This window comes from Microbacterium hydrocarbonoxydans, from assembly GCF_000956475.1.
GTDB lineage: Bacteria > Actinomycetota > Actinomycetes > Actinomycetales > Microbacteriaceae > Microbacterium > Microbacterium hydrocarbonoxydans_A.
Window position 1 is genome coordinate 181,804 of sequence record NZ_JYJB01000004.1, and the last position, 25,638, is coordinate 207,441.

Below are 25,638 nucleotides of genomic sequence, written 5' to 3' on the forward strand. Positions count from 1 at the left end.
TCTGGGTCGCACTCGTACTTCTTCAGCCGAAGTCGACGGCGACGCGAGCGCGCAGACCCGCAGGGCGCAGGGATGGCCTGGTCAGGCAAATCGGGAGGGGCCCGCGAAGCGGGAGGGTCCCCGCTCTTTGCCTGACCAGGCCATCCCGGAGCCCGGAGGGCCGAAGCCCACGGGCTAGTTGACCGGCCCCGTCCACTTCTCGCCCGGCCCCTTGCCGATCGGGTCGGGAATGGTCGACGCCTCGCGGAACGCGAGCTGCAGCGACCGCAGCCCGTCGCGCAGCGATCGCGCGTGCATGTCGCTGATCTCGGGCGCGCCGGCGGTGATGAGACCGGCAAGCGCGTTGATGAGCTTGCGCGCCTCGTCGAGGTCGAGCTGCGCGTCGGGGTCGTCGGCGAGGCCGAGCTTCACCGCCGCCGCGCTCATGAGATGCACGGCCGTGGTCGTGATCACCTCGACTGCGGGGACGTCGGCGATGTCCCGGGTGGCGGATGAAGCCGCCTCCTCCTGCCGTGCCCAGCGCTCTTCGCGCTCGCGTGCAGCCTCGTCCGATGCCTGGTTCGTCACTTCGCCTTGCCTTCTGTTAGACTGTGTCGGGCTCCGGAGCGTCATGCTCCGGCACGAAAGAGGATTCACTTCCCACCCGCGCTTGCCGTTCAAGGCTACCGGGTCTAGCACTCCGCCGGATCGCATCGAGAGATGCGCCGGTTGTCAGGGTGCAGAGCCGGCGTCTGAATGCCGGCGGGTAGGGGACGATTCCGATTTCGCCCGGGATGCCGACAGCATCCTGGTGGCCGAAACCATCGTCTAAGGAGTTCCGCATCAGCGATCCCCGCACCAATGAGCGCATCCGCGTCCCCGAGGTCCGCCTCGTCGGCCCCGCGGGTGAGCAGATCGGCGTCGTCCGCATCGAGGCGGCGCTGCGCCTTGCGCAGGAAGCCGACCTCGACCTCGTCGAGGTCGCACCCAACTCGAAGCCGCCCGTGGTCAAGATCATGGACTACGGCAAGTTCAAGTACGAAGCCGCCCAGAAGGAGAAGGAGGCTCGCCGCAACCAGGCGAACACCATTCTCAAGGAGGTCCGCTTCCGCCTGAAGATCGAGGCGCACGACTACACGACCAAGCTCAAGCGCGCCGAGGGCTTCCTCAAGGCCGGCGACAAGGTGAAGGCCATGATCCTGTTCCGCGGTCGCGAGCAGTCTCGCCCCGAGCAGGGTGTCCGTCTTCTGCGCAAGTTCGCCGAAGATGTCGCAGAGCTCGGAACGGTCGAGTCGAACCCGACCATCGACGGTCGCAACATGGTGATGATCGTGGCTCCGCTCAAGAGCAAGTCCGAGGCGAAGCAGGAGCAGAACGCTGCGCGCGATGCACAGCGCGCCGCGAACAAGCAGGCTGCACGTGAAGCCAAGAGCGAGTCGGATGCTCCGGCTGCGGCTACGGCGGAGTGAGATCCGCCCCCAAGACTCCCGCACCGCGGGTTGACAACGTCGCCTGAGAAGGCGCCATACGAAGGAAGAGAAGATGCCGAAGCAGAAGACCCACTCGGGTGCTAAGAAGCGCTTCAAGATCACCGGCAGCGGCAAGCTGAAGAAGCAGCAGGCCGGCATGCGCCACAACCTTGAGCACAAGTCGAGCCGTCGCACCCGTCGCCTCAACCAGGACCAGGTTCTGGCCAAGGCAGACTTCAAGGTCGCGAAGAAGCTTCTCGGTCGCTGACGCGCCCGATCGCAGGAATAGGAACACAGGAAAATGGCAAGAGTCAAGCGGGCGGTAAACGCTCACAAGAAGCGCCGGGTCATCCTCGAGCGCGCCTCCGGCTACCGCGGTCAGCGTTCGCGCCTCTACCGCAAGGCCAAGGAGCAGGTCATCCACTCCCTGGTCTACTCGTACCGGGACCGTCGCAAGCGCAAGGGCGACTTCCGTCGTCTGTGGATCCAGCGCATCAACGCCGCTGCACGCCAGAACGGCATGACCTACAACCGTTTCATCCAGGGCCTCGGCCTCGCGGGCGTCACGGTCGACCGTCGCATGCTCGCTGACCTCGCGGTCAACGACGCGGCCACCTTCACCACGCTGGTGGAGACGGCGAAGAAGGCTCTGCCTTCCGACGTCAACGCGCCGAAGTCGGCTGCGTAAGCACCTCTTCACGCAGGGCGCTCTCCTTCGGGAGGGCGCCCTGCGGCGTTTCCCGGGGAGGGGCGGGCGGATGCTCGCGTGAGCGCCGCGTCGATGATGGCCGCTGCGCAGATGGCCACCGTGTAGACGAGGATGTCGCGGACGTCGAAGCCGGAACCGAGCAGCAGAGCCGACGGCGGGAAGACCGATGCCCACGCGCGCGGGAACCCCGTGAGCTGGAAGAGCTCGATCCCCGCGCAGATCGCGACCGCGACGACTGCCGGTCTCAGCATCCTCGAATGAGGCAGAACCCACGCTGCGAGAAGATAGACCAGCACGGCGTACAACGCGTCGCCGGCCGCGTCGCCGAACGGCCCATCGACCGTCGCGTGGACGAGCAGACCGGATCCCACCGTGAGCAGGGCGAGAGCCCCGAGAACGATCCGGCGTCGACTCGGAGCCGCTGCGGTAGGGGACGTCATCTGACGCACCCTACCCCGGCACGCCGCACGTCTCCCGAGGCGGCGCCGCATGGTGGGGGAGAGGCTTCGCTATCCCTAGACTGAGAGCGTGCTGGAGAACCCCCGCTCCCCCCGAGTCCGTGCCGTGGCCAAACTGACCAAGCGCAGTGCGCGCGCCGAGACCGGACTGTACCTCCTCGAAGGCCCCCAGGCGGTGCGCGAGGCATTGACCTACCGCCCCGACGCGATCGTGGAGCTGTTCGCCACTCCGAACGGCTGGGAGAAGCATCCCGACATCCGGGCGAAAGCAGCCGACACAGGCGTCGACGCCGTGCACGTGACCGACTACGTTCTCGGCGCGATGGCCGACACCGTCACACCGCAGGGGCTCGTCGCCGTCGTGAGGCAGACGCCGACCGCGGTCTGCGAGGTCTTCGCGTCGTCACCGCGGCTCGTCGCGATCTGCGAGGAGATCCGAGACCCCGGGAACCTCGGCACGATCATCCGCGCGGCCGACGCCGCGGGCGCCGACGCCGTGGTGCTCACCGGACGTACGGTCGATCCGTACAACCCCAAGGTCGTCCGCGCCACGACCGGATCGCTGTTCCACCTGCCGGTCTCCGTGGCGGCGGATCTCGACGAGGTCATCGAGCAGGCGCACGCGGCCGGCCTGAACGTCCTCGCCGCGGATGTGAAGGGCGACGATCTGCTCGCGGCGCGTGCAGAGGGCGTCCTCGCCGGCCCGACCGCGTGGCTGTTCGGCAACGAGGCGCGCGGTCTGGAAGACAGCGCGCTCGCCCTCGCCGACCATGTGCTGAAGCTGCCGATCTTCGGAAGGGCGGAGTCGCTGAACCTCGCCACCGCGGCGAGCGTCTGCCTGTACGAGAGCGCCTTCGCACAGCGCGCCGCAGCCGGACTGTGAGTCGCGCCGTCAGGGCGGCCCTCCGCCGGCTGGTACGGTAGATCCCCGGTAGCGCGCGGTGATGTCCGCCGTGCGAGGGGGCGCCGGCTGAAAAGGGGCAGGATCGATGCGGATTCTGATAATCGAAGACGACGAGCGCGTCGCTGCGGCGCTCGACGCCTTTCTCGCGAGGTCGGGCTACGCCACCGAGCGCGCATCAGATGGAGCATCCGCCCTGCAGATCCTCGATGCGCACACCGAGGTCGTCCTGCTCGACCTGGGGCTTCCCGACGTCGACGGCATCGACCTGTGCCGCCGCATCCGCGCGCGATCCGACGTTCCGATCGTCGTCGTCACCGCGCGCAGCCAGGTCACCGAGCGGATCAAGGGGCTCCGAGCCGGAGCGGACGACTTCGTGGTCAAGCCCTACGACGTCCACGAGCTCCTCGCCCGCATCGAGGCGGTCACGCGGCGTGCCCGGCCCGTGCACCCCGAGGCGGAGCGCGTCGTCATCGTGTCGGGCGACGATGTGCGGATCGACCTGGTCGCACGTCAGCTGCTCGTCGGCGATGCGCCGGTGGATCTCACGCCGAAGGAGTTCGACATCGTCGCGGTGCTCGCTCGTCACCCCGGCGTGGCCGTGCCGAAGGACCGCCTGATCCGCGAGGTCTGGAACACCGACTGGCGCGGCTTCACTCACTCGCTCGAGGTGCACGTGGGTGCGATCCGGCGCAAGGCCGGTGCACGCCGGTTCATCGAGACGGTGCGCGGCGTCGGATATCGACTCGTGAGCTCCTGACCCGTGCGCACCCGGCTCGTCATCGTCTTCCTGGTGCCCCTCATCGCGGTGCTGCTGTCCCTCGGCGGAGCGGCGGGATGGAGCGCCGCGCGGAGCATCCAGCAGGCGTTCTACACGCAGCAGCTCGGCGACCTCGGCTACTTCGTGACAACCGCGAGGCAGTCCCTTCTCGCCGGCAGCACCGCGGTGTTCGACGCCGAGGCCGCTCGGTTCCACGAGGTGTACGGCACGCGGGTCTCGGTCTTCGACATCGCCGGCGGCGTGTGGTCGGCGAGTGAGGGAGCATCGCCCGCGCTGTCGGAGATGCAGATCGAGCAGGTCTCTCAAGCGCTCTCCGGGCGTCGAGCCGAGATCCCCAACCCGGCGCAGCCGTGGGCTGTCGCGGATGTGTCGCTGGTCGAGCCGGTGTTCGACGACGGCGACGTGATCGGCGCGGTGATGATCTCGGCGACCGGTGACGCCGCTCGTGGAGCCATAACGCGGCAGATCGCGATCTTCGCCGCCGTCTCGGTGGCCGCGATCGCCGTCGGCGTGCTGCTCGTGTTCCAGCTGGCCCGCTGGGTGCTGTCACCCGTTCGGCGACTCGACGAGGCGATGGCGGCGATCGAGCGCGGCGCGATGGACGCGCGGGTCGATGTCGACACCGGGCCGCCAGAGCTGCGCCGTATGACCCGGGTGTTCAACGGCATGGCAGACGAGATCGAGCGCGTGTTCGCACGGCAGCAGGAGTTCGCAGCCAACGCCTCGCACGAGCTGCGCAACCCCCTGAACGCGCTGCTCCTGCGCGTCGAGCACCTCGCGACCGGCCTCGGCAGCGAATGGGATGCCGATGTCGAGGAGACCCGCCAGGAGGGGCGGCGCATGGCGGAGATCCTGGAGACTCTTCTCGCCCTCACCCGCAGCGGACGGGGGGACTCGACCTTCTCCGCCGTCGATCTCACGGCATTGGCCGCTCGGCGTGCCGGAGCGTGGCGCGAAGTCGCGGCGCAGCGCGGAATCACGCTGCACGCCGGTGGCGGGGGGCCCGTGCTGAGCGTGACCGATCGAATGATCGTCGAGAGCGCTCTGGACGCGCTCATCGACAACGCGGTGAAGTTCTCGCCCCGTGGCGGCGTGGTCGAGCTGCAGGCCCGCCGGGAGGGCGACGAGTGCAGCGTCAGCGTCCGCGACCATGGCCCAGGGCTCTCGCCCGAGCAGCTCGGGCAGGCGACCGACCGCTTCTGGAGGGGCGCGGACGGCGAGGACGTGCCCGGCACCGGACTCGGGCTCGCGATCGCCACGGATCTGATGCGCTCGATCGGCGGCGATCTCCTGGTGGCGGCTGCGGAGGACGGGGGACTGCAGGTGACCCTGCGGATGCGGGACGGTGACGCGGAATGAGGGGAGCAGGGCGGCGGATCGGCGCCGCGATTCTCGCGGTGGTCGCGATGCTCGGCCTGGGCGGATGCAGCACCCGCGCCGCTGAGTGGACGGATCAGACGTACGCGATCGCCGGTGGCAGCCCGACGGGCGTGTACTACGACTACGGGGGGCGCATCGGCGCAGCCCTCTCGGACGCGCTCGACGTCACGGTGCAGGTGGAGCAGACGGCCGGCTCGCTCGACAACCTGCGTCGCGTCGGCTCAGGGCAGGCTCTGCTCGGCTTCGCACAGGCGGATGCCGCAGCAGACGCCGTGATGGGCACCGGCGCGTTCGATCAGCCGTTGCCGGTCGTCGCCGTTGCGAGGCTCTACGACGAGTACCTCCATGTGGTCGTGCGCGGGGAGTCGGACATCGACTCGATCGCCGATCTCGCGGGCTCGACGATATCGCTCGGCGCGAGGGACTCGGGCGTGAATGTGATCGCCACCCGCGTCCTCGACGCCGCAGGGGTCGGCATCGACACGATCCAGGATCCCCAGCTCGGGTTGAGCGATTCGATCTCGGCGATGCGATCGGGCGAGATCGACGGATTCTTCTGGGTGGGAGGCCTGCCCACCCCCGGCATCGAAGAGCTGGCATCGAACCAGCCGGTTCGACTGCTCCCGATCGAACGCACGTGGGTCACCGCGATCAACGAGCGCTACGCGAACGCGTACCGCACCGCCGATCTGCCGGTCGGGACGTACGGACTGACGCAGAGCGCTCCGACCATGGCGGTCCCCAACTACCTCGTGACCGCATCGTCCACACCCGATGCGGTCGTCCGCGACATCCTCGTCACGCTCTTCGACGCCCGTCAGGAGATGGCGGCGGAGGTGCCGGCGGCTGCTCTTCTCGATCGGCGCCAGGCCGTCTTCACGAGCCCTGTCGAGCTGCACCCGGGCGCCGTCGACTTCTATCGCGGCATGCGGGAATGACCGCCATCGCCCAACCCTCAAGAAACGCTCAAGAAAGCCGCATGTCGCCTGCCCGCTCTGCCAATCTGGGGTCGATCGCATCAGCGATCACACCGATCGGGTGCCAGCCTGACTGCGTCGTCCGGGGGCTGAGGACAGCAGTCACGGCGACCCCACGGCCTGCTAGGGGCAGGACGTGGGGTGACCCGACGGGTATGTCAGCGTAGACGCAGCACCTGTTACGAACGGGTAAATGTCGCGTGCGTGACCTAGAAGCCCGCGTGCGACGTGGCTAGCTTGGAGAGATGATGACCTCAGGTTCGGCCCTCGTGGTGGTCGAGAACGTCCAGAAGCACTATGGAGAGTTCCAGGCCCTCACCGATATCGACCTCACCGTGAACGAAGGAGAGGTCGTCGTCGTGATCGGCCCCTCCGGTTCGGGCAAGTCGACTCTCTGCCGCACGATCAACCGGCTCGAGACGATCACCAGCGGCAGCATCCGCATCGACGGCAAGGAGCTGCCTGCCGAAGGCAAGGCCCTCGCGACCCTGCGCGCCGACGTCGGGATGGTGTTCCAGTCCTTCAACCTGTTCGCCCACCTGACGATCCTCGAGAACGTCACGCTCGGTCCGATCAAGGTGCGCGGCCTGAAGAAGGCGGCGGCCGAGAAGGAGGCCATGGAGCTCCTGGAGCGCGTCGGCGTGGCCAAGCAGGCCTCCAAGCTCCCGGCCCAGCTCTCGGGCGGTCAGCAGCAGCGCGTGGCGATCGCGCGCGCTCTGGCGATGCATCCGAAGGTCATGCTGTTCGACGAGCCGACCAGCGCACTCGATCCCGAGATGATCAACGAGGTCCTCGACGTCATGGTCGAGCTCGCGGAACAGGGGATGACGATGATCGTGGTCACGCACGAGATGGGGTTCGCGCGCAAGGCCGCCCATCGTGTCGTGTTCATGGCCGACGGGCACATCGTCGAGGAGGCCACGCCGGAGGAGTTCTTCACGCATCCGAAGAGCGACCGCGCCAAGGACTTCCTCTCGAAGCTGCTCACCCACTGATCTTTTCTGTCCCTGCACACACAGCACACGAAGGAGACGCACATGCGACGCACACGGACACTGGCAGGAATCGGGATCGCGGCAGCAGCGCTGCTCGCGCTGACCGCCTGCAACAGCGGCACGCCGACGACGTCGGGCGACGGCGGCGGCGGCTCGGAGGAGCCGGCGGCCGACTCGACGCCGTGGACGATCGAGAAGGACGTCAAGATCGACGGCAGCCCGACGTTCGACCGGATCTCGTCGAGCGGCACGGTCAAGGTGGGTGTCAAGGAGGACCAGCCCGGACTCGGCTACCTCGACCCGGTGACCAACGAGCGCACCGGTTTCGACGTCGACATCGCTCGATGGATGGCTGCATCCCTCGGCGTCGACCCCGAGAAGATCGAGTTCCAGGCGATCGCGTCGGCGAACCGCGAGCAGGCGATCGTGAACGGCGACATCGACTACTACGTCGGCACATACTCGATCACCGACAAGCGCAAGGAGCAGATCTCCTTCGCGGGTCCCTACTTCATCACCGGCCAGGGCCTGCTCGTCGCATCCGACAGCAAGATCAAGAGCGTCGACGACCTCGACTCGTCGACCACGGTCTGCTCCGCGACCGGCTCGACGCCGATCCAGAACATCAAGACGAACTACCCCGAGGTGCCGACCAAGGAGTACGACACGTACTCGAAGTGCGTCGAGGACCTGAAGAACGGACAGGTGGATGCCGTCACCACCGATGAGGCGATCCTCATCGGCTATGCGGCTCAGGACCCTGACAAGATCAAGGTCGTCGGCGAGCCGTTCAGCGAGGAGCGCTACGGCATCGGCGTGGCGAAGGGCGACACAGCGCTGGTCGAGTACTTCGACGAGCAGCTGACGGACGGCGGAGACATCTGGCAGCAGATCTTCGACAACAACCTCGGCGCCTCGGGCGTCAAGGCGACGCAGCCTGAGGTCGACCCGGTCGGTTGACACTGAGCGGAGCGGCCGGAGAGCCGGCCGCTCCGCTTTTCGCACGACATCAGCATCCCGACTCGACAGGAGCAGCAGTGGGAGTCATCACCGACAACCTCGACCTCTGGTGGGAGGCACTGGGGGGAACCCTCGTGCTCTTCTTCGGCGGTGGCCTCATCGCCCTTGTGCTCGGGCTGATCGTCGGAGCAGCGCGCGTGTCGCCTGTTCCGATCGCGCGGGCCGTCGGCGGGATCTATGTGAACTGGATCCGCAACACCCCGCTCACGCTCGTGATGTTCTTCTTCGCGTTCTGCCTGCCGATCCTGGTGGGGCAGCGCCTGAACTACACGCTGCTCGCCGTCGTGGCGCTCGGCGTGTACACCGCAACCTACGTGGCCGAGGCGCTGCGCGCCGGCATCAACACCGTGCCGGTCGGTCAGGCCGAGGCGGCGCGCGCGATCGGACTCAACTTCGGGCAGGTCATGCGGTACGTCGTCCTGCCACAGGCGACGCGCTCTGTGGTGCCTCCCATGATGAGCGTGCTGATCGCTTTGATGAAGAACACCACGGTCGCTGCCGGATTCTCGGTCGTCAACCTGGGCACGATCCGCGCGGCGCTCAGTGAGCGCGGTGAGAACGCGCTGGTCGTTCTCCTGTGGGTCATGGTCATCTTCGTCGCACTGGTCCTGCTGCTCGGCTGGTTGCAGCGTCACCTCGAGAACAAGTGGAGGATCGCGCGATGAGCTCTGTACTCTTCGACGTCCCCGGTCCCAAGGCGATCGCCAGGAACCGCCTCATCGGAATCCTCACGGTGCTCGTCGTCCTGGCCGTGCTCGGCTGGGTGGTGTGGCGTCTATACGCGACAGGACAGTTCACCGCCGAGAAGTGGAACATCTTCACCTTCTCCGCCGTCTGGGTGCGGTTCGGGCAAGGGCTCCTCAGCACACTCGCCGCGTTCGCCGTGGCGGCGGTCGGCTCGGTCGTCCTCGGCTTCGTCCTCGGGATCGGCCGGCTGTCGGACCACGCATGGGTGCGCGAGCCGGTCAGATGGATCATCGAGGTGCTCCGCGCTGTTCCGGTGCTCGTGCTCATGATGCTGCTGTACTACGGTCTCCCCGTCGCCGGCATCAAGATGCCTCCGTACTTCGCGGTCGTGATCGCGCTGATCGTCTACAACGGCTCGGTGCTCGCCGAGGTCCTCCGCGCCGGAGTCGAGTCTCTGCCGCGGGGCCAGAGCGAAGCGGGCTACGCGATCGGCCTGCGCAAGAGCGGCGTCATGCGACTGATCCTGCTGCCGCAGGCCGTGCGGGCCATGATGCCCGTGATCATCGCGCAGCTCGTCGTCGCGCTGAAGGACACCGCGCTCGGCTTCATCATCACGTACCAGGAGCTGCTGTACGTCATCAACCAGATCGGCAACCAGGCGCCGTACGGCTCGCCGCTGATCCAGTCGGCGATGATCGGCGGCACGATGTACGTCGCGGTCTGCCTCGTGCTCTCGTACATCGCCTATCGGATGCAGCGCCGAGTGAAGCGATCGCCGAAGCAGGCTGCGGCGATCGGCAATGTCGCAGCTGATGACGAGGCGACCCTGACCGAGGCGATCGCTCTGCAGAGCCGTGCCGGGAAGTACGACGGGAACAATTCGGGCGCACAGGGGTTGTGAGCCGCGCGGACCAGGGGCCCGTCCCCGGTAGACTCGACTCTCGTGTCTGAGTCACCAGAGATCACCCCAGAAGCGGTCGAAGCCGCCGTCGCCGCGGCTCTCGAAGCCATCAGCGCGGCAGCCGACACCAGCGAGCTCAAGGCGGCGCGAGCCGCACACGTCGCGGAAGGGTCGCCGCTCGCGATCCTGAACGCCTCGATGCGACAGGTCGCGCCGGAGAACAAGGCGGCGTTCGGCAAGCTCGTGGGCCAGGGGCGCGGTCAGGTCACCCAGGCGCTCGCCGCGAAGGAAGCCGAGCTCGCCGCCGCCGAAGTCGCGGCACGTCTCGAAGCCGAGCGCGTCGACATCACGGCCGTTCCGTCCCGCACGCGCGTGGGAGCCCGGCATCCGCTCACCCTGCTCAGCGAGCAGATCTCCGACATCTTCGTCGGCATGGGCTGGGAGATCGCGGAAGGTCCCGAGCTCGAGCACGAGTGGTTCAACTTCGACGCCCTGAACTTCGACGTCGACCACCCCGCTCGCCAGGAGCAGGACACGTTCTACGTCGATCCGACCTCGCGCCACCTCGTGATGCGCACGCACACGAGCCCCGTGCAGGTGCGCTCGATGCTCGACCGCGAGCTGCCGATCTACGTGCTGTGCCCCGGCCGCGTCTACCGGACCGACGAGTTCGACGCGACGCACCTGCCGGTGTTCACCCAGTTCGAGGGCCTCGTGATCGACAAGGGCATCTCGATGGCGCACCTCAAGGGCACGCTGGATCACGTCGCCCGGCAGCTCTTCGGTCCTGAGGCGAAGACGCGCTTCCGCACGAACTTCTTCCCCTTCACCGAGCCGTCCGCCGAGCTCGACCTGTGGCACCCGACCTTCAAGGGCGGCGCGCGCTGGATCGAGTGGGGCGGCTGCGGCATGGTCAACCCCAACGTGCTGCGCGCAGCGGGCATCGATCCCGACGTCTACAGCGGCTTCGCGTTCGGCATGGGCGTCGAGCGCGGTCTCATGTTCCGCAGCGACGTGCAGGACATGCGCGACATGGCAGAGGGCGATATCCGATTCAGCGAGCAGTTCGGGATGGTGGTGTGATGCGCGTCCCGCTTTCGTGGCTGCGTGAGTACGTCGATCTGGCAGCGGATGCCACCCCCGAGGACGTCCTCGCGGCGATGGTGTCGGTGGGCTTCGAAGAGGAGGACATCCACCGCTTCGAGATCTCGGGTCCGGTCGTCGTCGGTCAGGTCGTCTCGATCGAGGCCGAAGCGCAGTCGAACGGCAAGACGATCAACTGGTGCCAGGTCGATGTGGGCGAGGCCCACGGCGGCGTCCGCGGCATCGTCTGCGGCGCGCACAACTTCGTCGCCGGAGACAAGGTCGTGGTGACCCTGCCCGGCGCCGTGCTGCCCGGCCCGTTCCCGATCGCGGCCCGCAAGACCTACGGTCACGTGTCCGACGGCATGATCGCCTCGGCACGCGAGCTGGGCCTCGGCGACGAGCACAACGGCATCCTCGTCCTGGCGGACCTCGGCATCGACGCACCGGTCGGCGCCGATGCGATCGCGCTGCTCGGCCTCGACGATGTCGCGGTCGAGATCAACGTCACCCCCGACCGCGGCTACGCCTTCTCGCTGCGCGGGGTCGCGCGCGAGTACTCGCACGCGACCGGAGCGACCTTCCGCGACCCGGCAGAGCGCGACTTCGCCGAACTGCAGCCGGGCACGGGTCACACCGCGATCGTCGACGATCAGGCGCCGGTGCGCGGCCGCGTCGGCGCGAGCGAGTTCGTCACGCGCGTCGTCCGAGACGTCGACCCGTCGCGTCCGACGCCGCCGTGGATGATCGCACGCCTGTCGCTGGCCGGCATGAGGTCGCTCGGCATCCTGATCGACATCACGAACTACGTCATGCTCGAGCTCGGCCAGCCGCTGCACGGCTACGACCTCGACACGCTGAGCGGCGGCATCACGGTGCGTCGCGCGACGGCGGGCGAGAAGATCACCACGCTCGACGGTCAGGAGCGCGCTCTCCACGTCGAGGACCTGCTGATCACAGACGACTCCGGCCCGATCGGCATCGCCGGCGTCATGGGCGGCGGAACCACCGAGATGAACGATGCGACCCGCAACGTCCTGATCGAGGCCGCGACGTTCGACCCCGTCACGATCGCGCGCTCGGCACGCCGTCACAAGCTGCCCAGCGAGGCGTCCAAGCGCTTCGAACGTGGCGTCGACCCGCTGATCCCGTTCGTCGCCGCCCGTCGCGCGGCCGACCTCATGGTCGAGCTCGCCGGAGGCACGCTCACCGACGAGGGCGGCGCGCTGTTCTCCGAGGTCTTCATCGGCGAGATCGTGCTTCCGGCCGGCTTCGTGCAGGGGCTCATCGGCGTGGACTACACGGATGCCGAGATCACCGGTGCACTGGAGACGATCGGCGCAGACGTGACGACCGGCGAGGACAGCTGGGTCGTCATCCCGCCGACCTGGCGCCCCGACCTCACCGACAAGTGGACCCTCGCCGAGGAGGTCGCCCGCATCCACGGGCTCGACCGCATCCCCTCCGTGCTGCCCACGCCGCCGTCCGGTCGAGGGCTCACGGCGCACCAGCAGGGTCGTCGCCGGGTCGCCAACGCCCTCGCCGCGGCCGGATTCGTCGAGACCTCGGCGTTCCCGTTCACCAGCGACGTCCAGAACGACCTGCACGGGTCGGCCTCGGGCGAGAAGCTGCCCAGCATCCGCCTGGCCAACGCGCTCGACGGGGCTGCGCCCTTCCTGCGCCGCTCGCTGGTCCCGGGTCTGCTGCAGATCGCGCACCGCAACATCTCGCGCGGTTTCACCGATCTCGCGATCTTCGAGACCGGAGTCGTGTTCCTCCCCGAGCCTGGCGTGACCTACGGCACCGATGACGTGCCGCCGCTCGGTGCGCGCCCCAGCGACGAGAAGCTCGCCGAGCTCAACGCGTCGATCCCGCCGCAGCGTCGACACGTCGCGGCCGTGCTCACCGGCAACGTCTCGGCGCGCCAGCCGGGGCGCCCGGCAGAACCGGCGGGGCTGGCCGAGGCCCTTGACGCCGTGCGTGTGATCGCGGCTGCGGCGGGCGTCGAGATCGATGTGGAGCAGGGGCAGCGCGCGGCGCTCCACCCGGGTCGCAGCGGTGTGCTGCGCATCGGCGAGACCGAGGTCGGATACGTCGGCGAGCTGCATCCCGATGTGGCGGCCGATGCGGATCTGCCCGGCCGCGCCACCGTTCTCGAGCTCGACCTCGACGGCATCCTCTCCCTTGCGGGCGCGTCTGTCGTGGCTGCGTCGCTGTCGGCCTTCCCGGCCGCGACGCAGGACGTGTCGCTCGTCGTGCCGGCCGAGCTGCCGGCGGCCGAGCTGCGTGCGGCGCTGATCGAGGGCGCGGGTGAGCTGCTGGAGTCTTTGCGCCTGGTCGACGACTACCGCGGCGAGGGTGTGCCGGAAGGCTCGAAGAGCCTGACGTTCGCGCTGCGGTTCCGTGCCGACGACCGCACCCTGACGGCAGCCGAGGCGACTGCGGCGAAGCTCGCCGGCGTGGCTGTCGCGACCGAGCGTTTCGGCGCCACGCTGCGCGACTGACCGGATTCCGAGTACGGCGCCGGGGTAGCGTGTCGGGATGAGCATCCTCCCGCACAGCACCCCGGCGGCCGTTCCGGAGGGAGCCCGGCCGCTCGGCGTGGGACCGTTCCTCGCACCCGGAGAGCAGATCGACTGGCACTACCGCGCCCCGGGCTGGCAGCCCGGAGATCCGTCGACCATCAGCCCGATGCGCGTGGTGCGCGACGACGAGCGGGGACTCGTGGCCTGGCTCGCGCCGGGGACGCTGCAGGAGGCGCAGGGCACGGTCACGGGCGCGCGTGTGCGCTCGATCCCCTTGGAGCGTCGCTGGCTCGACAGCCGCACCCGTATCGTCGAGGAATGGTGGGGCGGAGGCAGTCTCCGCATCGCTCCAGTCGGCGCAGCCTGGTCGGTGTGCCTGTTCTGGAAGCACGCCGACGACGTCGACTGGGTGTTCGACGGATGGTACGTGAACCTCGAGAACGCGCACCTGCGCACCGATCGCGACACCTACTCCTCTGATCACATCCTCGACGTGTGGATCGGCGCGGACCGTACGGTTCATCTCAAGGACGAGGACGAAGTCGTCGCCGCGATCGGCCAGGGGCGGCTGACCCGGGAACAGGCCGCGCAGATCGAGCGGCATGCGGATGCCGCGATCGAGTCGTTCCATCAGGGAGCATGGCCGTTCGACCCGGAGTGGGTCGCGTGGCGCCCGGATCCCGCCTGGACGATCCCCGTTCTGAGCGGACTGGACGAACTGCAGCGCTCCTGACGTCTGCTCTGGGCGGAACAGCTTCCCGACAGGGGCGGAGGCTGATGACATGGGCGTATGACGAACGCTCTCATCCTCGGCGGCACCGGCTGGCTGTCGGGCCGCATCGCGCGGCGGATGCTCGACGACGGCGTGATAGTGACATGTCTGGCTCGCGGTGGACGTGCGGCACCCGATGGTGCCTCGCTCGTGCGGGGAGACCGCGACGATCCCGACGCGTACGCGGCGGTCGAGGCGCAGGATTGGGATCACGTGATCGACGTCTCGTCGCGCGCCGATCACGTCACGGCGGCGGTCGCGGCTCTCGGCACCAGGACGGCGAGGTGGACATATGTGTCGTCGATGTCCGTCTATTCCGATGAGGTCACGGTCGGTGCGGACGAGTCAGCGCCATTGCACCCGGCAGCCGAAGCCGGAGACGAGTACGAGTACGGACCGCAGAAGGTCGCGGCAGAGAACGCCGTTCACGCGCTCGGTGATCGGGCGCTGATCGTACGGCCAGGACTCATCGTCGGAGCAGGCGATCCCGGCGACCGCTTCGGGTACTGGGCCGCGGCCTTCGACAGGGCGGGAGCCGGTGATGTGCTGCTGCCGCCGACCGAGGGAAGAACGGCGCAGGTGATCCACGTCGACGACCTCGCCGCCTTCATCACCGCCACCCGGGTCACGGGTGCGATCAACGCGATCGGAGCACAGCATCCGCTCGCCGATGTCTTCACGCTGTTCCGCACTGCGACCGGCCACACCGGCGGCACCGTGTCCGCCGATGAGGAGTGGCTCGTGGCGCACGGTGTGCAGCATTGGGCGGGCGAGCGCTCCCTCCCGCTGTGGCTGCCGGCGGAGATGACAGGGTTCATGGCGCGCTCGAACGCCGGCTACCGGGTGAACGGCGGAGCTCTGCGTCCGCTGGCCGACATGGTCGCAGACGTGCTCCAGGACGAGCGGACGCGGGGCGTGGGGCGAGAACGACGAGCCGGGCTCACGGGGCGGCAGGAGCATGAACTCCTCGCCGAGCTGAGGCGGTCGCCGCTTCGCTAGACTGCGAGCAGTGACACGGGGTGCCGCATCCGCGGCTGAGAACAGACCCGTCGAACCTGATCTAGTTAGCACTAGCGAAGGGAATGTCGCATGAGCGATCTTCTGCGTCCCGCATCCGCCTCCGACCTCGTCGAACAGGCCGCGTCGCTCCTGGCGGCGCTGCGTGCCGCTCCGCCGCTCACGCACTGCATCACGAACTCGGTCGTCACAGGGTTCACCGCCAATGTGCTGCTCGCAGTCGGCACGGCTCCCGCGATGGTCGACATCGTGGGGGAGTCGGGCGTGTTCGCGGGGATCGCCTCCGGGCTGCTCGTGAATCTCGGCACCCCGACGCCCGAACAGCGCGCGGCGAGCCTCGAAGCGGTGGCAGGAGCCACCGCATCCGGAACCCCCTGGGTGCTCGATCCGGTGGCGATCGGCGCCCTGCCTGTGCGCACCGCTCTCGCCCACAGCCTCGCCGAGCTCCGGCCCACGGCGATCCGCGGAAACGCCTCCGAGATCCTCGCCCTCGCGGGCCTGAGCGGCGGCGGCCGGGGCGTCGACGCGACGGACAGCACGGATGCCGCTATCGACGCTGCGCGGTCGCTCGCAGTGCGATTCGGCAGCGTCGTGGCGGTCTCCGGCCCCGTCGACCTGATCACCGACGGCGAACGGGCGTTCCGTCTCGACAACGGACACGAGCTGCTCACGCGCGTGACGGGCGGCGGCTGCGCGCTCGGCGCCGTCATGGCCGCGTTCCTCGGCGCCGCCAGGGCGAATGGCAACGCGCCGCTGATCGCCGTCGCTGCGGCCAGCCTCGTGTACACGATCGCCGCGGAGCGCGCCGCCGAGGTCTCGACCGGACCAGGCGGCTTCGCGGTGGCGCTTCTCGATGCGCTCGCCGCCGTGCAGCCCGCCGACATCTCATCCGCCGCCCGCGTCGAGGCGGGTGCGCTGTGATCGCCGACCTGTCGCTGTACCTCGTGACCGATCCGGAGCTGTGCGGGGAGCGCGGGGTGGTCGAGACGGTCCGGCAGGCTGTGGACGGGGGAGTGCGCGTCGTCCAGCTGCGTGACAAGAAGGCGACGGATGCCGAGACCGCTGCACAGCTGATCGAGCTGTCGCGCGTGATCGACGGGCGGGCCCTGCTGGTCGTCAACGATCGCCTCGACGCGGCGCTCGCCGCCAGGGCCGCAGGGGCGAGAGTCGACGGGGTGCACCTCGGACAGGGCGACGTCTCGGTCCTGCGCGCCCGTGCCGAGCTCGGCGCCGGAGCCCTGATCGGCCTCACCGCGAACAGCCGCGCTCACCTCGACGCCGCGCTCGCGCTCCCCGAGGGAAGCGTGGATTACCTCGGCGTGGGGGTGATCAGGCCGACGAAGACCAAGCCGGATCATCCTCCGGCTCTCGGCGTCGACGGGTTCCGCGCCTTCGCGGCCGCGAGCCCGCTTCCCTGCGTGGCCATCGGCGGCGTGGGAATCGACGACACGGAGGTGCTGCGCGATGCGGGTGCGGCCGGACTCGCTGTCGTGTCGGCGCTGTGCACCGCCCCCGACCCCGCGGTCGCCGCCGCCGCATTCGTGCGGCAGTGGCGGGCAGCCGGGGTCCCGCGCGTGCTCAGCATCGCCGGCAGCGATCCCTCTGGCGGCGCCGGCGTGCAGGCCGACCTGAAATCCATCGCGGCGTCCGGCGGGTTCGGCATGGCCGTGATCACCGCTCTCACCGCTCAGAACACTCAGGGCGTCCGCGCCGTGCACGTGCCGCCGACGGGCTTCCTCCGGGAACAGCTCGACGCGATCTCCGACGACATCGTGATCGACGCCGTGAAGATCGGGATGCTCGCGAACGCCGAGGTCATCCGCACGGTGATCGACTGGCTGGACTCGGTGCGGCCTCCCATCGTGGTGGTGGATCCGGTGATGGTGGCCACGAGCGGTGACCGGCTTCTCGACGCCGAGGCGGAACACGCGCTCGGCGAGCTGCTCACCCGCGCCGACGTCATCACCCCCAATCTCGGCGAGCTCGCGGTTCTGGTCGGACGCGACGTTCACGGCTGGGACGACGCCCTCGCCGCCGGATCGGTGCTGTCGGCGGCGGTCGGCGCGCGAGTGCTGGTGAAGGGCGGGCACCTCGTCGGAGCGGATGCCCCCGATGCACTCGTGGGCGACGGCGCGATCGTCGAGTTCGAGGGCGCGCGGATCGCGACCGGCAACACGCACGGCACTGGCTGCTCGCTGTCGTCGGCGCTCGCGACCCGTCTCGCACGCGGAGAGGCGCCGGCCGACGCGGTGGCGGAGGCCCGCGCCTGGCTGCGGGAGTCGCTGCGCGAGAGCGAGGCGCTCGCGGTCGGACAGGGACACGGCCCGATCAGTCACTTCGCCGGTCTGTGGGCACGCGGTGGTCTGGAGACCCGGCCGACGGCCGAGGACATCGCGGCGGAGTGGTGGGCGAGCATCGCAGACATCCGTTCGGAGATCGACGAGCTGCCCTTCATCCGAGCGCTCGCCGACGGCACGCTCGACCGCGACGCCTTCGTCTTCTACCTGGCGCAGGACGCGCTGTACCTGCGCGAGTACGCCAGAGTGCTCGCCGAGGCGTCACGACTCGCGCCGACCTCGGCCGAGCAGGCGTTCTGGGCGAACTCCGCGCACGGCTCGATCGTCGGCGAGCTCGAGTTGCACGCCTCCTGGCTGACGCCCGAGGCCGGCGTCAGCGCCGCGACATTCGCGGCCGAGCACGCCCCCGCGACCCTGGCGTATCTCGACCATCTGCGTGCGACCGCATTCGGCGGCGACTACGCGGAGCTCATCGCTGCCATCCTGCCCTGCTTCTGGCTGTACGACGATCTGGGCCGCCGCCTGCATGCAGGAGAGTTCGGCGAGTACGCCCGTGATCCGCGGCATCCGTACGCCTCGTGGCTCGCCACATACGCCGACCCGGCATTCGAGCAGGCCACCGTCCAGGCGATCGCCTACGTCTCGCAGACGGCGGCGACGGTCACGCCCGAGCGTCGGACGATCATGCGCCGCGCCTTCGAGACCGCAGCGGCGCACGAGCGGGAGTTCTTCGCGGCACCGCTGTGCGGCTGAGTTACGAAGCGGATTTGCGGATGCCGTGGCGCCCGCGCTATCGTCGCGGCATGCCTTCGGCCACCACAGCTTCTTCGACGCGTGTATCCAGCGTCATCGCTGTGCGCCGACGCCGCGGCGGCCGCCGACTCTAGGCGACCCCGCGCTCCTGCCTGCGTACGCACGGCGGTCGAGTGCCGGTGTCGCCGCTCCGGCCCCAGACCCTCCCAGCGTTAAGGTAGAAGCATGACGTACACGGTCGCCGTTTCCGGCGCATCCGGCTATGCGGGTGGCGAGATCCTCCGTCTCCTGGCCGCCCACCCCGACATCGAGATCCACACCGTCACGGCGCACTCGAACGCGGGCCAGCCGCTGATCCAGCATCAGCCGCACCTGCGCTCGCTTGCGCACCTCACGCTGCAGGACACGACGCCCGAGATCCTCGCCGGGCACGACATCGTGTTCCTCGCCCTGCCTCACGGGCAGTCCGGCCAGTACACCGACGCCCTGGGCTCCGTGCCTCTGGTGATCGACGCCGGCGCCGACCACCGGCTCACCTCGAAGGACTCATGGGACGCGTTCTACGGCGGAGAGTTCCACGAGCCGTGGGCGTACGGCGTTCCGGAGCTCCTCGTGAACGGTGCGAAGCAGCGCGAGAGCCTCCGCGGGGCGGCACGCATCGCGGCCCCGGGGTGCAACGCGTCGACCGTGAGCCTCAGCCTCGCTCCGGGCGTCGCCGCCGGCGTGATCGATCCGGGCGACATCGTCTCGGTGCTCGCGGTCGGCCCGTCCGGCGCGGGAAAGAGCCTCAAGACGAATCTTCTCGGCAGCGAGATCCTCGGCACCGCCAACCCCTATGCGGTCGGCGGCACTCATCGTCACATCCCCGAGATCCGGCAGGCGCTCGCCGCAGCGTCGGGCGCGGACGCAGACGGCATCCGCATCTCCTTCACGCCGGTGCTCGTGCCGATGTCACGGGGCATCCTCGCCACCTCGACGGCTCCGATCGTCGGCGACGCGACAGACGCGCAGATCCGCGAGGCCTGGGAGAGCGCCTACGCCGGAGAGACCTTCGTGCAGCTGCTGCCCGAGGGGCAGGTCCCTCGCACCGCCGACGTCCTCGGCGCCAACACGGCGCTGATCGGCCTCGCGATCGACCGCGCGGCGAACCGCGTCACCGTCGTCACCGCGGTCGACAACCTCGTCAAGGGCACCGCGGGTGCCGCCATCCAATCCATGAACATCGCGCTCGGGCTGCCCGAAGCCCGCGCGCTCTCCGTGAACGGAGTCGCACCGTGAGTGTCACCGCCCCCGCTGGATTCGAGGCGGCCGGAGTCGCCGCCGGCCTCAAGACCACAGGCAAGCCCGATGTCGCCGTCGTGGTGAACCGCGGGCCGCGCAAGGTCGGAGCCGCCGTCTTCACGAGCAACCGCGCCAAGGCCAACCCGATCATCTGGTCGCAGCAGGCCGTCGCCGATCGAGTGGTCGAGGCCGTGGTGCTCAACTCCGGCGGAGCGAACTGCTTCACAGGCAGCTTCGGCTTCCAGACCACGCACCAGACCGCCGAGAAGGCGGCCGAGCTGCTGGACATCAGCGCGGGAGATGTGCTCGTCTGCTCGACCGGCCTGATCGGCACAGGCGACGAGGTCTTCCGCGCCAAGGTGCTCGCCGGCACCGAGCAGGCGATCGCCGAGCTCTCCGCCGACGGCGGCGAGCTCGCCGCCCAGGCGATCATGACCACCGACACCATCGCGAAGACCGCCGTGATCAGCCGCGACGGATGGACGATCGGCGGCATGGCCAAGGGCGCAGGCATGCTGGCTCCCGGCCTGGCGACGATGCTCGTCGTGATCACCACGGATGCCGTTCTGGAGCCGCTCGAGGCGGATGCCGTGCTGCGCCGGGCGACCGGCCAGACCTTCGACCGCCTCGACTCCGACGGCTGCATGTCGACGAACGACCAGGTGACGCTGCTCGCCAACGGCGCGTCCGGCATCGCGCCCGATCTCGACGACTTCTCGGCCGCCCTCACCGAGCTCGCACAGCAACTCGCGGTCAAGCTCCAGGGCGACGCCGAGGGCGCGAGCCACGACATCACGATCGAGGTCCAGAACGCGGCCTCCGAACAGGAGGCCGTCGAGGTCGGCCGCTCGGTCGCCAGGAACAACCTCTTCAAGGCGGCGATCTTCGGCAACGACCCGAACTGGGGGCGAGTGCTCGCGGCCATCGGCACGACGAGCGCCCAGTTCGACCCCTACGACGTCGACGTCTGGATGAACGGCGTCCGGGTCTGCAGCGAGGGCGGCCCCGATCGTCCGCGCGAAGAGGTCGACCTGACCCCCAGGGCCACACACCTGATCATCGATCTCAAGGTCGGCGAGGCCACGGCATCCATCCTCACCAACGACCTCACTCACGATTACGTGCACGAGAACAGCGCGTACGCCTCATGACCGACATCCAGGACACCCCGGCCGAGATCGCCGCGGTCAAGGCCGAGACGCTCATCGAGTCACTGCCGTGGCTGAAGAAGTTCCGCGACCAGATCGTCGTCGTGAAGTACGGCGGCAACGCCATGGTCTCCGACGAGCTGCAGGAGGCGTTCGCTCAGGACATCGCCTACCTGCGGTACGTCGGAGTGCAGCCCGTCGTCGTGCACGGCGGCGGTCCGCAGATCTCCGACATGCTGGGCCGACTCGACATCCCCAGCGAGTTCAAGGGCGGCTATCGCGTCACCACGACCGAGGCGATCAGCGTCGTCCGCATGGTGCTCACAGGCCAGGTCAACCCGCAGCTGGTGTCGAAGATCAACTCGCACGGCCCGATCGCGACCGGCCTCAGCGGCGAGGACGCAGGTCTCTTCGGCGGACGCCGTCGAGGCGTCGTCATCGAGGGTGAAGAGGTCGACCTCGGACGGGTCGGCGACGTCGTTCAGGTCGACCCCACAGCCGTCTTCGACCATCTAGCCGCTGGGCGGGTACCCGTGATCTCCTCGATCGCCCCCGACCTCGATCACCCCGGCCAGTCGCTCAACGTGAACGCGGATGCCGCGGCCGCTGCCCTCGCGGTGGCGCTCGGCGCACGCAAGCTCGTCATCCTCACGGATGTCCCCGGGCTCTACGCCGACTGGCCGAACCGCGACTCGCTCGTCTCGCACCTGACCTCGACGGCTCTCATCGAGATGCTGCCGAGCCTGGAATCGGGAATGATCCCGAAGATGCGGGCCTGCCTCGACGCGGTCGAAGGCGGCGTCGACGCGGCGGCGATCATCGACGGACGCGTGCCTCACTCGGTGCTCGTCGAGCTGTTCACCAGCAAGGGAATCGGAACAGAAGTGGTCTTGGAAAGCGCAGGGAACAACGCATGAGCAACTGGCAGGACGACGCAGCGAATCACCTGGTCCTCAACGCAGGCCCCCGCCTCGCGATGCTCACGCGCGGAGAGGGCTCGTATCTGTGGGATGCCGACGGCAACCGCCTGCTCGACTTCCTCGCCGGCATCGCCGTGACCTCGCTCGGCCACGCGCACCCGGTGTTCGTCGAGGCCGTGTCCCGCCAGGCCGCGACGCTCGCGCACGTGTCGAACTACTTCGCGACGCCGCCGCAGCTCGCTCTCGCGGCCCGGCTCAAGCGCCTCGCGGGCGCCGGCATCGACGGTCGCGTGTTCTTCTCGAACTCGGGCGCCGAGGCCAACGAGGCCGCGTTCAAGCTCGCCCGCCTGCACGGCGGAGCCGAGAAGCCGCGCATCATCGCACTCGAGAACGGCTTCCACGGCCGCACGATGGGCTCGCTCGCGATGACCGCGAAGGCGTCGATGCGCGCGCCCTTCGAGCCGATGCCCGGCGGCGTCGAGCACATCCCGGCCACGATCGAGGCGCTCGAGGCGGCGATCGACGACCGCGTCGCGGCCGTCATCGTCGAGCCGATCCAGGGCGAGGCCGGTGTGGTCGAACTGCCGGAGGGGTACCTCGCCGCTGCCCGCTCGCTCACCCTGAAGCACGGCGCGCTGCTCATCGTCGACGAGATCCAGACCGGCGCAGGCCGCACCGGAGCCTGGTTCGGCTTCTCGCACGAGGGCATCACGCCCGACGCGATCACCCTGGCCAAGGGGATCGGCGGCGGATTCCCGATCGGCGCATTGGTCACCTACGGCGCAGCGAGTGACCTGTTCACCCCGGGCTCGCACGGCTCGACATTCGGCGGCAACCCGCTGGCGACGGCTGTGGCTGACGCCGTGCTCGCCGAGATCGAGAATGCGGGGCTCGTCGAGAACGCCGCGCGCCGCGGCGAGGAGCTGCGCGAGATCATCGCCGGCATCGACTCGCCGCTGATCGACGGCATCCGCGGGCGCGGACTGCTGGTCGGTGTGGCGCTCGCAGCCCCCGTCGCGGGTGCGGTCGTCGCGGCGGCCCAGGAGCGCGGACTCATCGTCAACGCCGCCAACCCCGAGACCGTGCGCATCGCACCGGCCCTCACGATCGGCGACGCCGAGCTCGCCGAATTCCGCGAACTGTTCACGGTGGCACTCGCCGACGTCTCGGCATCCCTCACCACTTCCGGAAAGGCCCCCGCATGACCCGCCACCTGCTGCGTGACGACGACCTGACCCCCGCCGAGCAGGCGGAGATCCTCGACCTCGCGCTGGAGCTGAAGAAGGATCGCTGGGCCAACAAGGCGCTCGCCGGTCCGCAGACCGTCGCCGTGATCTTCGACAAGTCGTCCACCCGCACCCGGGTCTCGTTCGCGGTGGGGATCGCAGATCTCGGAGGCTCGCCCCTCATCATCTCGACCGCGAACAGCCAGCTGGGCGGTAAGGAGACCCCGTCCGACACCGCTCGTGTGCTCGAGCGCCAGGTCGCGGCGATCGTGTGGCGCACGTATGCGCAGGCGGGGCTCGAGGAGATGGCGGCGGGCACGACGGTGCCCGTGATCAACGCGCTCTCCGACGACTTCCACCCGTGCCAGCTGCTCGCCGATCTGCTCACGATCCGCGAGCACAAGGGAGACCTGAAGGGGCTCACCCTGACGTTCTTCGGCGATGCGCAGAGCAACATGGCGCACTCCTACGCACTCGCAGGCGTGACCGCCGGCATGCACGTGCGCATGGCGTCGCCGCTCGACTACGCTCCCCGCGCCGACGTGGTCGAGGCGGCGGATCGTCGCGCCGCAGAGACCGGCGGCTCGATCACCCTCTACACCGATCCGGTGGAGGCGGCGGCAGGAGCCGACGTCGTGGTCACCGACACCTGGGTGTCGATGGGCAAGGAGGAGGAGAAGATCGCGCGCATCCGCGACCTGGGCGGCTACAAGGTCACTCCCGAGATCATGAGCATCGCCGATCCCGAAGCCATCTTCATCCACTGCCTGCCTGCCGACCGCGGCTACGAGGTCGACTCCGAGGTCATCGACGGACCGCAGAGCGTGGTCTGGGACGAGGCCGAGAACCGGCTGCACGCGCAGAAGGCGCTCCTGGTCTGGCTGCTCGAGAAGAACGGGACGGCCGCGTGATGGCTGCCGACAAGAACGAGGGAACGAACGAGGGCGCCCTGTGGGGAGCCCGGTTCGCGAGCGGACCGTCGCCGGAGCTCGCCGAGCTCAGCCGGTCGACGCACTTCGACTGGATCCTCGCGCCGTACGACGTCGCCGGGTCCCACGCGCATGCCACTGCTCTCGAGGCTGCCGGGTATCTGGAAGCCGACGAGGCGAAGCGGATGCATGAGGGGCTGGATGCTGTCGCGAGCAAGGTCGCCGACGGCACCCTGCTGCCGCAGCCGTCCGATGAGGACGTGCACGGCGCTCTCGAGCAGGCGCTGATCGCCGAACTCGGCCCTGAGCTCGGCGGCCGCCTGCGCGCCGGACGCAGCCGCAACGACCAGATCGCCACCCTGGTGCGCATGTACCTGATCGACCACGCCAGGGTCATCGCCCGCGACATCCTGCGCGTGATCGATGCGCTCGTGGCGCAGGCCGAGGCGCATCCCGATGCGATCCTTCCCGGCCGCACGCATCTGCAGCACGCGCAGCCCGTGCTGCTCGCTCACCACCTGCTGGCGCATGGCTGGCCGCTCGTGCGCGAGCTCGAGCGTCTCGTCGACTGGCGTCGCCGGGCCGGCGTCTCGCCGTACGGCGGGGGAGCGCTTGCCGGTTCCACGCTCGGCCTCGATCCCGCTCTCGTCGCGACCGAGCTCGGTCTCGACCGTCCGGCGGAGAACTCCCTCGACGGCACCGCGGCCCGGGACGTGGTGGCAGAGTTCGCCTTCATCACGGCGATGACCGGGGTCGACCTCTCGCGTCTGGCAGAGGAGATCATCCTCTGGAACACCCGCGAGTTCGGCTTCGTCACCCTGCACGACAGCTATTCGACCGGTTCGAGCATCATGCCGCAGAAGAAGAACCCCGACATCGCCGAACTCGCACGCGGCAAGTCGGGGCGACTCATCGGCAACCTGTCGGGACTGATGGCGACGCTCAAGGGCCTCCCGCTCGCGTACAACCGCGACCTCCAGGAGGACAAAGAGCCGGTCTTCGACTCGGTGCAGACCCTCGAGGTCGTGCTTCCCGCGTTTGCGGGCATGGTCGCGACACTGCAGTTCGACACGCAGCGCATGGCGGCCCTCGCCCCGCAGGGCTTCTCGCTCGCCACCGACGTGGCCGAGTGGCTGGTCAAGCGCCGGGTGCCGTTCCGTGACGCCCACGAGATCTCCGGCGCGCTCGTCCGCGTCTGCGAGGAGCGCGGCATCGGCCTCGAAGACGCATCCGACGAGCTGCTCCTCTCGGTGTCCCCGCACCTCGTGCCCGAGGTGCGGGAGGTCCTCACGATCGAGGGGTCGGTCGCCTCGCGTGCCGGCGCCGGCGGCACCGCGCCTGTGCGTGTCGCCGAGCAGCGTGCCGAGCTCATCGCTCGGGCTCAGGCAGCGGTGCACGCGCTCGGTCTGTAGCGGCTCGGCTCCGATCGC

At 69.1% G+C, this 25,638-nt stretch carries 25 protein-coding genes and 1 riboswitch; of the genes, 23 read left to right on the top strand and 2 right to left on the bottom strand.

What is annotated here, in order from left to right; genetic code table 11:
* Positions 1-174: 174 nt before the first annotated feature.
* Positions 175-567 (bottom strand): DUF1844 domain-containing protein, encoded by a 393-nt coding sequence (locus RS84_RS02100; protein WP_045256094.1) that lies wholly within the window; start codon positions 565-567, stop codon positions 175-177.
* A gap of 206 nt (positions 568-773) precedes the next feature.
* Here RS84_RS02100 and infC point away from each other — a divergent pair, with 206 nt between their 5' ends.
* From infC to rplT, 3 genes are all read left to right on the top strand, one after another.
* A complete protein-coding gene (infC, locus tag RS84_RS02105; RefSeq protein WP_082061995.1) occupies positions 774-1,448 on the top strand; it encodes a translation initiation factor IF-3 in 675 nt (224 codons plus the stop codon).
* 73 nt (positions 1,449-1,521) lie between these two features.
* The gene (rpmI, locus tag RS84_RS02110; protein ID WP_025105280.1) at positions 1,522-1,716 is read left to right on the top strand and encodes a 50S ribosomal protein L35; all 195 of its coding nucleotides are present in this window, start codon (positions 1,522-1,524) and stop codon (positions 1,714-1,716) included.
* A gap of 33 nt (positions 1,717-1,749) precedes the next feature.
* Positions 1,750-2,136 carry a 50S ribosomal protein L20 gene (gene rplT, locus RS84_RS02115; protein WP_017202428.1) on the top strand — a complete coding sequence of 129 codons (387 nt, stop codon included), beginning with the start codon at positions 1,750-1,752 and terminating at the stop codon, positions 2,134-2,136.
* Positions 2,137-2,144: 8 nt separating this feature from the next.
* Here rplT and RS84_RS02120 read toward each other — a convergent pair whose 3' ends face one another.
* The gene (locus RS84_RS02120) at positions 2,145-2,597 is read right to left on the bottom strand and encodes a DUF2809 domain-containing protein (RefSeq protein ID WP_045256095.1); all 453 of its coding nucleotides are present in this window, start codon (positions 2,595-2,597) and stop codon (positions 2,145-2,147) included.
* A gap of 88 nt (positions 2,598-2,685) precedes the next feature.
* On the opposite strand from RS84_RS02120, the gene RS84_RS02125 reads away from it, so the two are divergent.
* The 20 genes from RS84_RS02125 (at position 2,686) to argH (ending at position 25,620) form a co-directional block, all read left to right on the top strand.
* Positions 2,686-3,498, top strand: coding sequence for a TrmH family RNA methyltransferase (locus RS84_RS02125; protein ID WP_045256096.1), 813 nt, complete (start codon positions 2,686-2,688; stop codon positions 3,496-3,498).
* Positions 3,499-3,604: 106 nt separating this feature from the next.
* The gene (locus RS84_RS02130) at positions 3,605-4,276 is read left to right on the top strand and encodes a response regulator transcription factor (RefSeq protein WP_045256097.1); all 672 of its coding nucleotides are present in this window, start codon (positions 3,605-3,607) and stop codon (positions 4,274-4,276) included.
* A 3-nt stretch (positions 4,277-4,279) separates the two neighbouring features.
* Entirely contained in the window at positions 4,280-5,656 is a 1,377-nt protein-coding gene (locus tag RS84_RS02135; protein ID WP_045256098.1) for a sensor histidine kinase, read from the top strand.
* Positions 5,653-6,615 (top strand): TAXI family TRAP transporter solute-binding subunit, encoded by a 963-nt coding sequence (locus RS84_RS02140; RefSeq protein WP_045256099.1) that lies wholly within the window; start codon positions 5,653-5,655, stop codon positions 6,613-6,615. The genes RS84_RS02135 and RS84_RS02140 overlap by 4 nt, the downstream gene beginning before the upstream one ends.
* A 284-nt stretch (positions 6,616-6,899) precedes the next feature.
* Complete coding sequence (locus tag RS84_RS02145) at positions 6,900-7,649, top strand: amino acid ABC transporter ATP-binding protein (protein WP_414738809.1); 750 nt, start codon at positions 6,900-6,902, stop codon at positions 7,647-7,649.
* 42 nt (positions 7,650-7,691) lie between these two features.
* Complete coding sequence (locus RS84_RS02150; RefSeq protein ID WP_045256100.1) at positions 7,692-8,609, top strand: glutamate ABC transporter substrate-binding protein; 918 nt, start codon at positions 7,692-7,694, stop codon at positions 8,607-8,609.
* 77 nt (positions 8,610-8,686) lie between these two features.
* A complete protein-coding gene (locus tag RS84_RS02155) occupies positions 8,687-9,334 on the top strand; it encodes an amino acid ABC transporter permease (protein ID WP_045256101.1) in 648 nt (215 codons plus the stop codon).
* Complete coding sequence (locus RS84_RS02160; RefSeq protein WP_045256102.1) at positions 9,331-10,257, top strand: amino acid ABC transporter permease; 927 nt, start codon at positions 9,331-9,333, stop codon at positions 10,255-10,257. The genes RS84_RS02155 and RS84_RS02160 overlap by 4 nt, the downstream gene beginning before the upstream one ends.
* Positions 10,258-10,299: 42 nt before the next feature.
* Positions 10,300-11,340, top strand: coding sequence for a phenylalanine--tRNA ligase subunit alpha (gene pheS, locus RS84_RS02165; RefSeq protein ID WP_045256103.1), 1,041 nt, complete (start codon positions 10,300-10,302; stop codon positions 11,338-11,340).
* Positions 11,340-13,844, top strand: coding sequence for a phenylalanine--tRNA ligase subunit beta (gene pheT, locus RS84_RS02170; protein WP_045256104.1), 2,505 nt, complete (start codon positions 11,340-11,342; stop codon positions 13,842-13,844). Before pheS ends, pheT begins: the two co-directional genes overlap by 1 nt.
* A 37-nt stretch (positions 13,845-13,881) precedes the next feature.
* Positions 13,882-14,598: a DUF402 domain-containing protein gene (locus tag RS84_RS02175; RefSeq protein WP_052676175.1), complete on the top strand. Its 717-nt coding sequence runs from the start codon at positions 13,882-13,884 to the stop codon at positions 14,596-14,598.
* Positions 14,599-14,655: 57 nt separating this feature from the next.
* Positions 14,656-15,636 carry an NAD-dependent epimerase/dehydratase family protein gene (locus tag RS84_RS02180; protein WP_045256105.1) on the top strand — a complete coding sequence of 327 codons (981 nt, stop codon included), beginning with the start codon at positions 14,656-14,658 and terminating at the stop codon, positions 15,634-15,636.
* A gap of 6 nt (positions 15,637-15,642) precedes the next feature.
* Positions 15,643-15,737, top strand: a riboswitch (TPP riboswitch).
* Positions 15,727-16,575 carry a hydroxyethylthiazole kinase gene (thiM, locus tag RS84_RS02185; protein WP_045256106.1) on the top strand — a complete coding sequence of 283 codons (849 nt, stop codon included), beginning with the start codon at positions 15,727-15,729 and terminating at the stop codon, positions 16,573-16,575. Its footprint overlaps the riboswitch before it by 11 nt.
* Positions 16,572-18,704 carry a bifunctional hydroxymethylpyrimidine kinase/phosphomethylpyrimidine kinase gene (locus RS84_RS02190; protein WP_052676176.1) on the top strand — a complete coding sequence of 711 codons (2,133 nt, stop codon included), beginning with the start codon at positions 16,572-16,574 and terminating at the stop codon, positions 18,702-18,704. Before thiM ends, RS84_RS02190 begins: the two co-directional genes overlap by 4 nt.
* 225 nt (positions 18,705-18,929) lie before the next feature.
* On the top strand, positions 18,930-19,982 hold the full coding sequence (argC, locus tag RS84_RS02195; RefSeq protein ID WP_045256107.1) for an N-acetyl-gamma-glutamyl-phosphate reductase: 1,053 nt from the start codon (positions 18,930-18,932) through the stop codon (positions 19,980-19,982).
* Positions 19,979-21,136, top strand: a complete 1,158-nt coding sequence (gene argJ, locus RS84_RS02200; RefSeq protein WP_045256108.1) for a bifunctional glutamate N-acetyltransferase/amino-acid acetyltransferase ArgJ — start codon at positions 19,979-19,981, stop codon at positions 21,134-21,136. The genes argC and argJ overlap by 4 nt, the downstream gene beginning before the upstream one ends.
* Positions 21,133-22,050: an acetylglutamate kinase gene (gene argB / locus RS84_RS02205; protein WP_045256109.1), complete on the top strand. Its 918-nt coding sequence runs from the start codon at positions 21,133-21,135 to the stop codon at positions 22,048-22,050. Before argJ ends, argB begins: the two co-directional genes overlap by 4 nt.
* Complete coding sequence (locus RS84_RS02210; protein ID WP_045256110.1) at positions 22,047-23,258, top strand: acetylornithine transaminase; 1,212 nt, start codon at positions 22,047-22,049, stop codon at positions 23,256-23,258. The genes argB and RS84_RS02210 overlap by 4 nt, the downstream gene beginning before the upstream one ends.
* Positions 23,255-24,190, top strand: coding sequence for an ornithine carbamoyltransferase (argF, locus tag RS84_RS02215; RefSeq protein WP_045256111.1), 936 nt, complete (start codon positions 23,255-23,257; stop codon positions 24,188-24,190). The genes RS84_RS02210 and argF overlap by 4 nt, the downstream gene beginning before the upstream one ends.
* Complete coding sequence (gene argH / locus RS84_RS02220) at positions 24,190-25,620, top strand: argininosuccinate lyase (RefSeq protein ID WP_045256112.1); 1,431 nt, start codon at positions 24,190-24,192, stop codon at positions 25,618-25,620. The genes argF and argH overlap by 1 nt, the downstream gene beginning before the upstream one ends.
* Positions 25,621-25,638 lie beyond the last annotated feature (18 nt).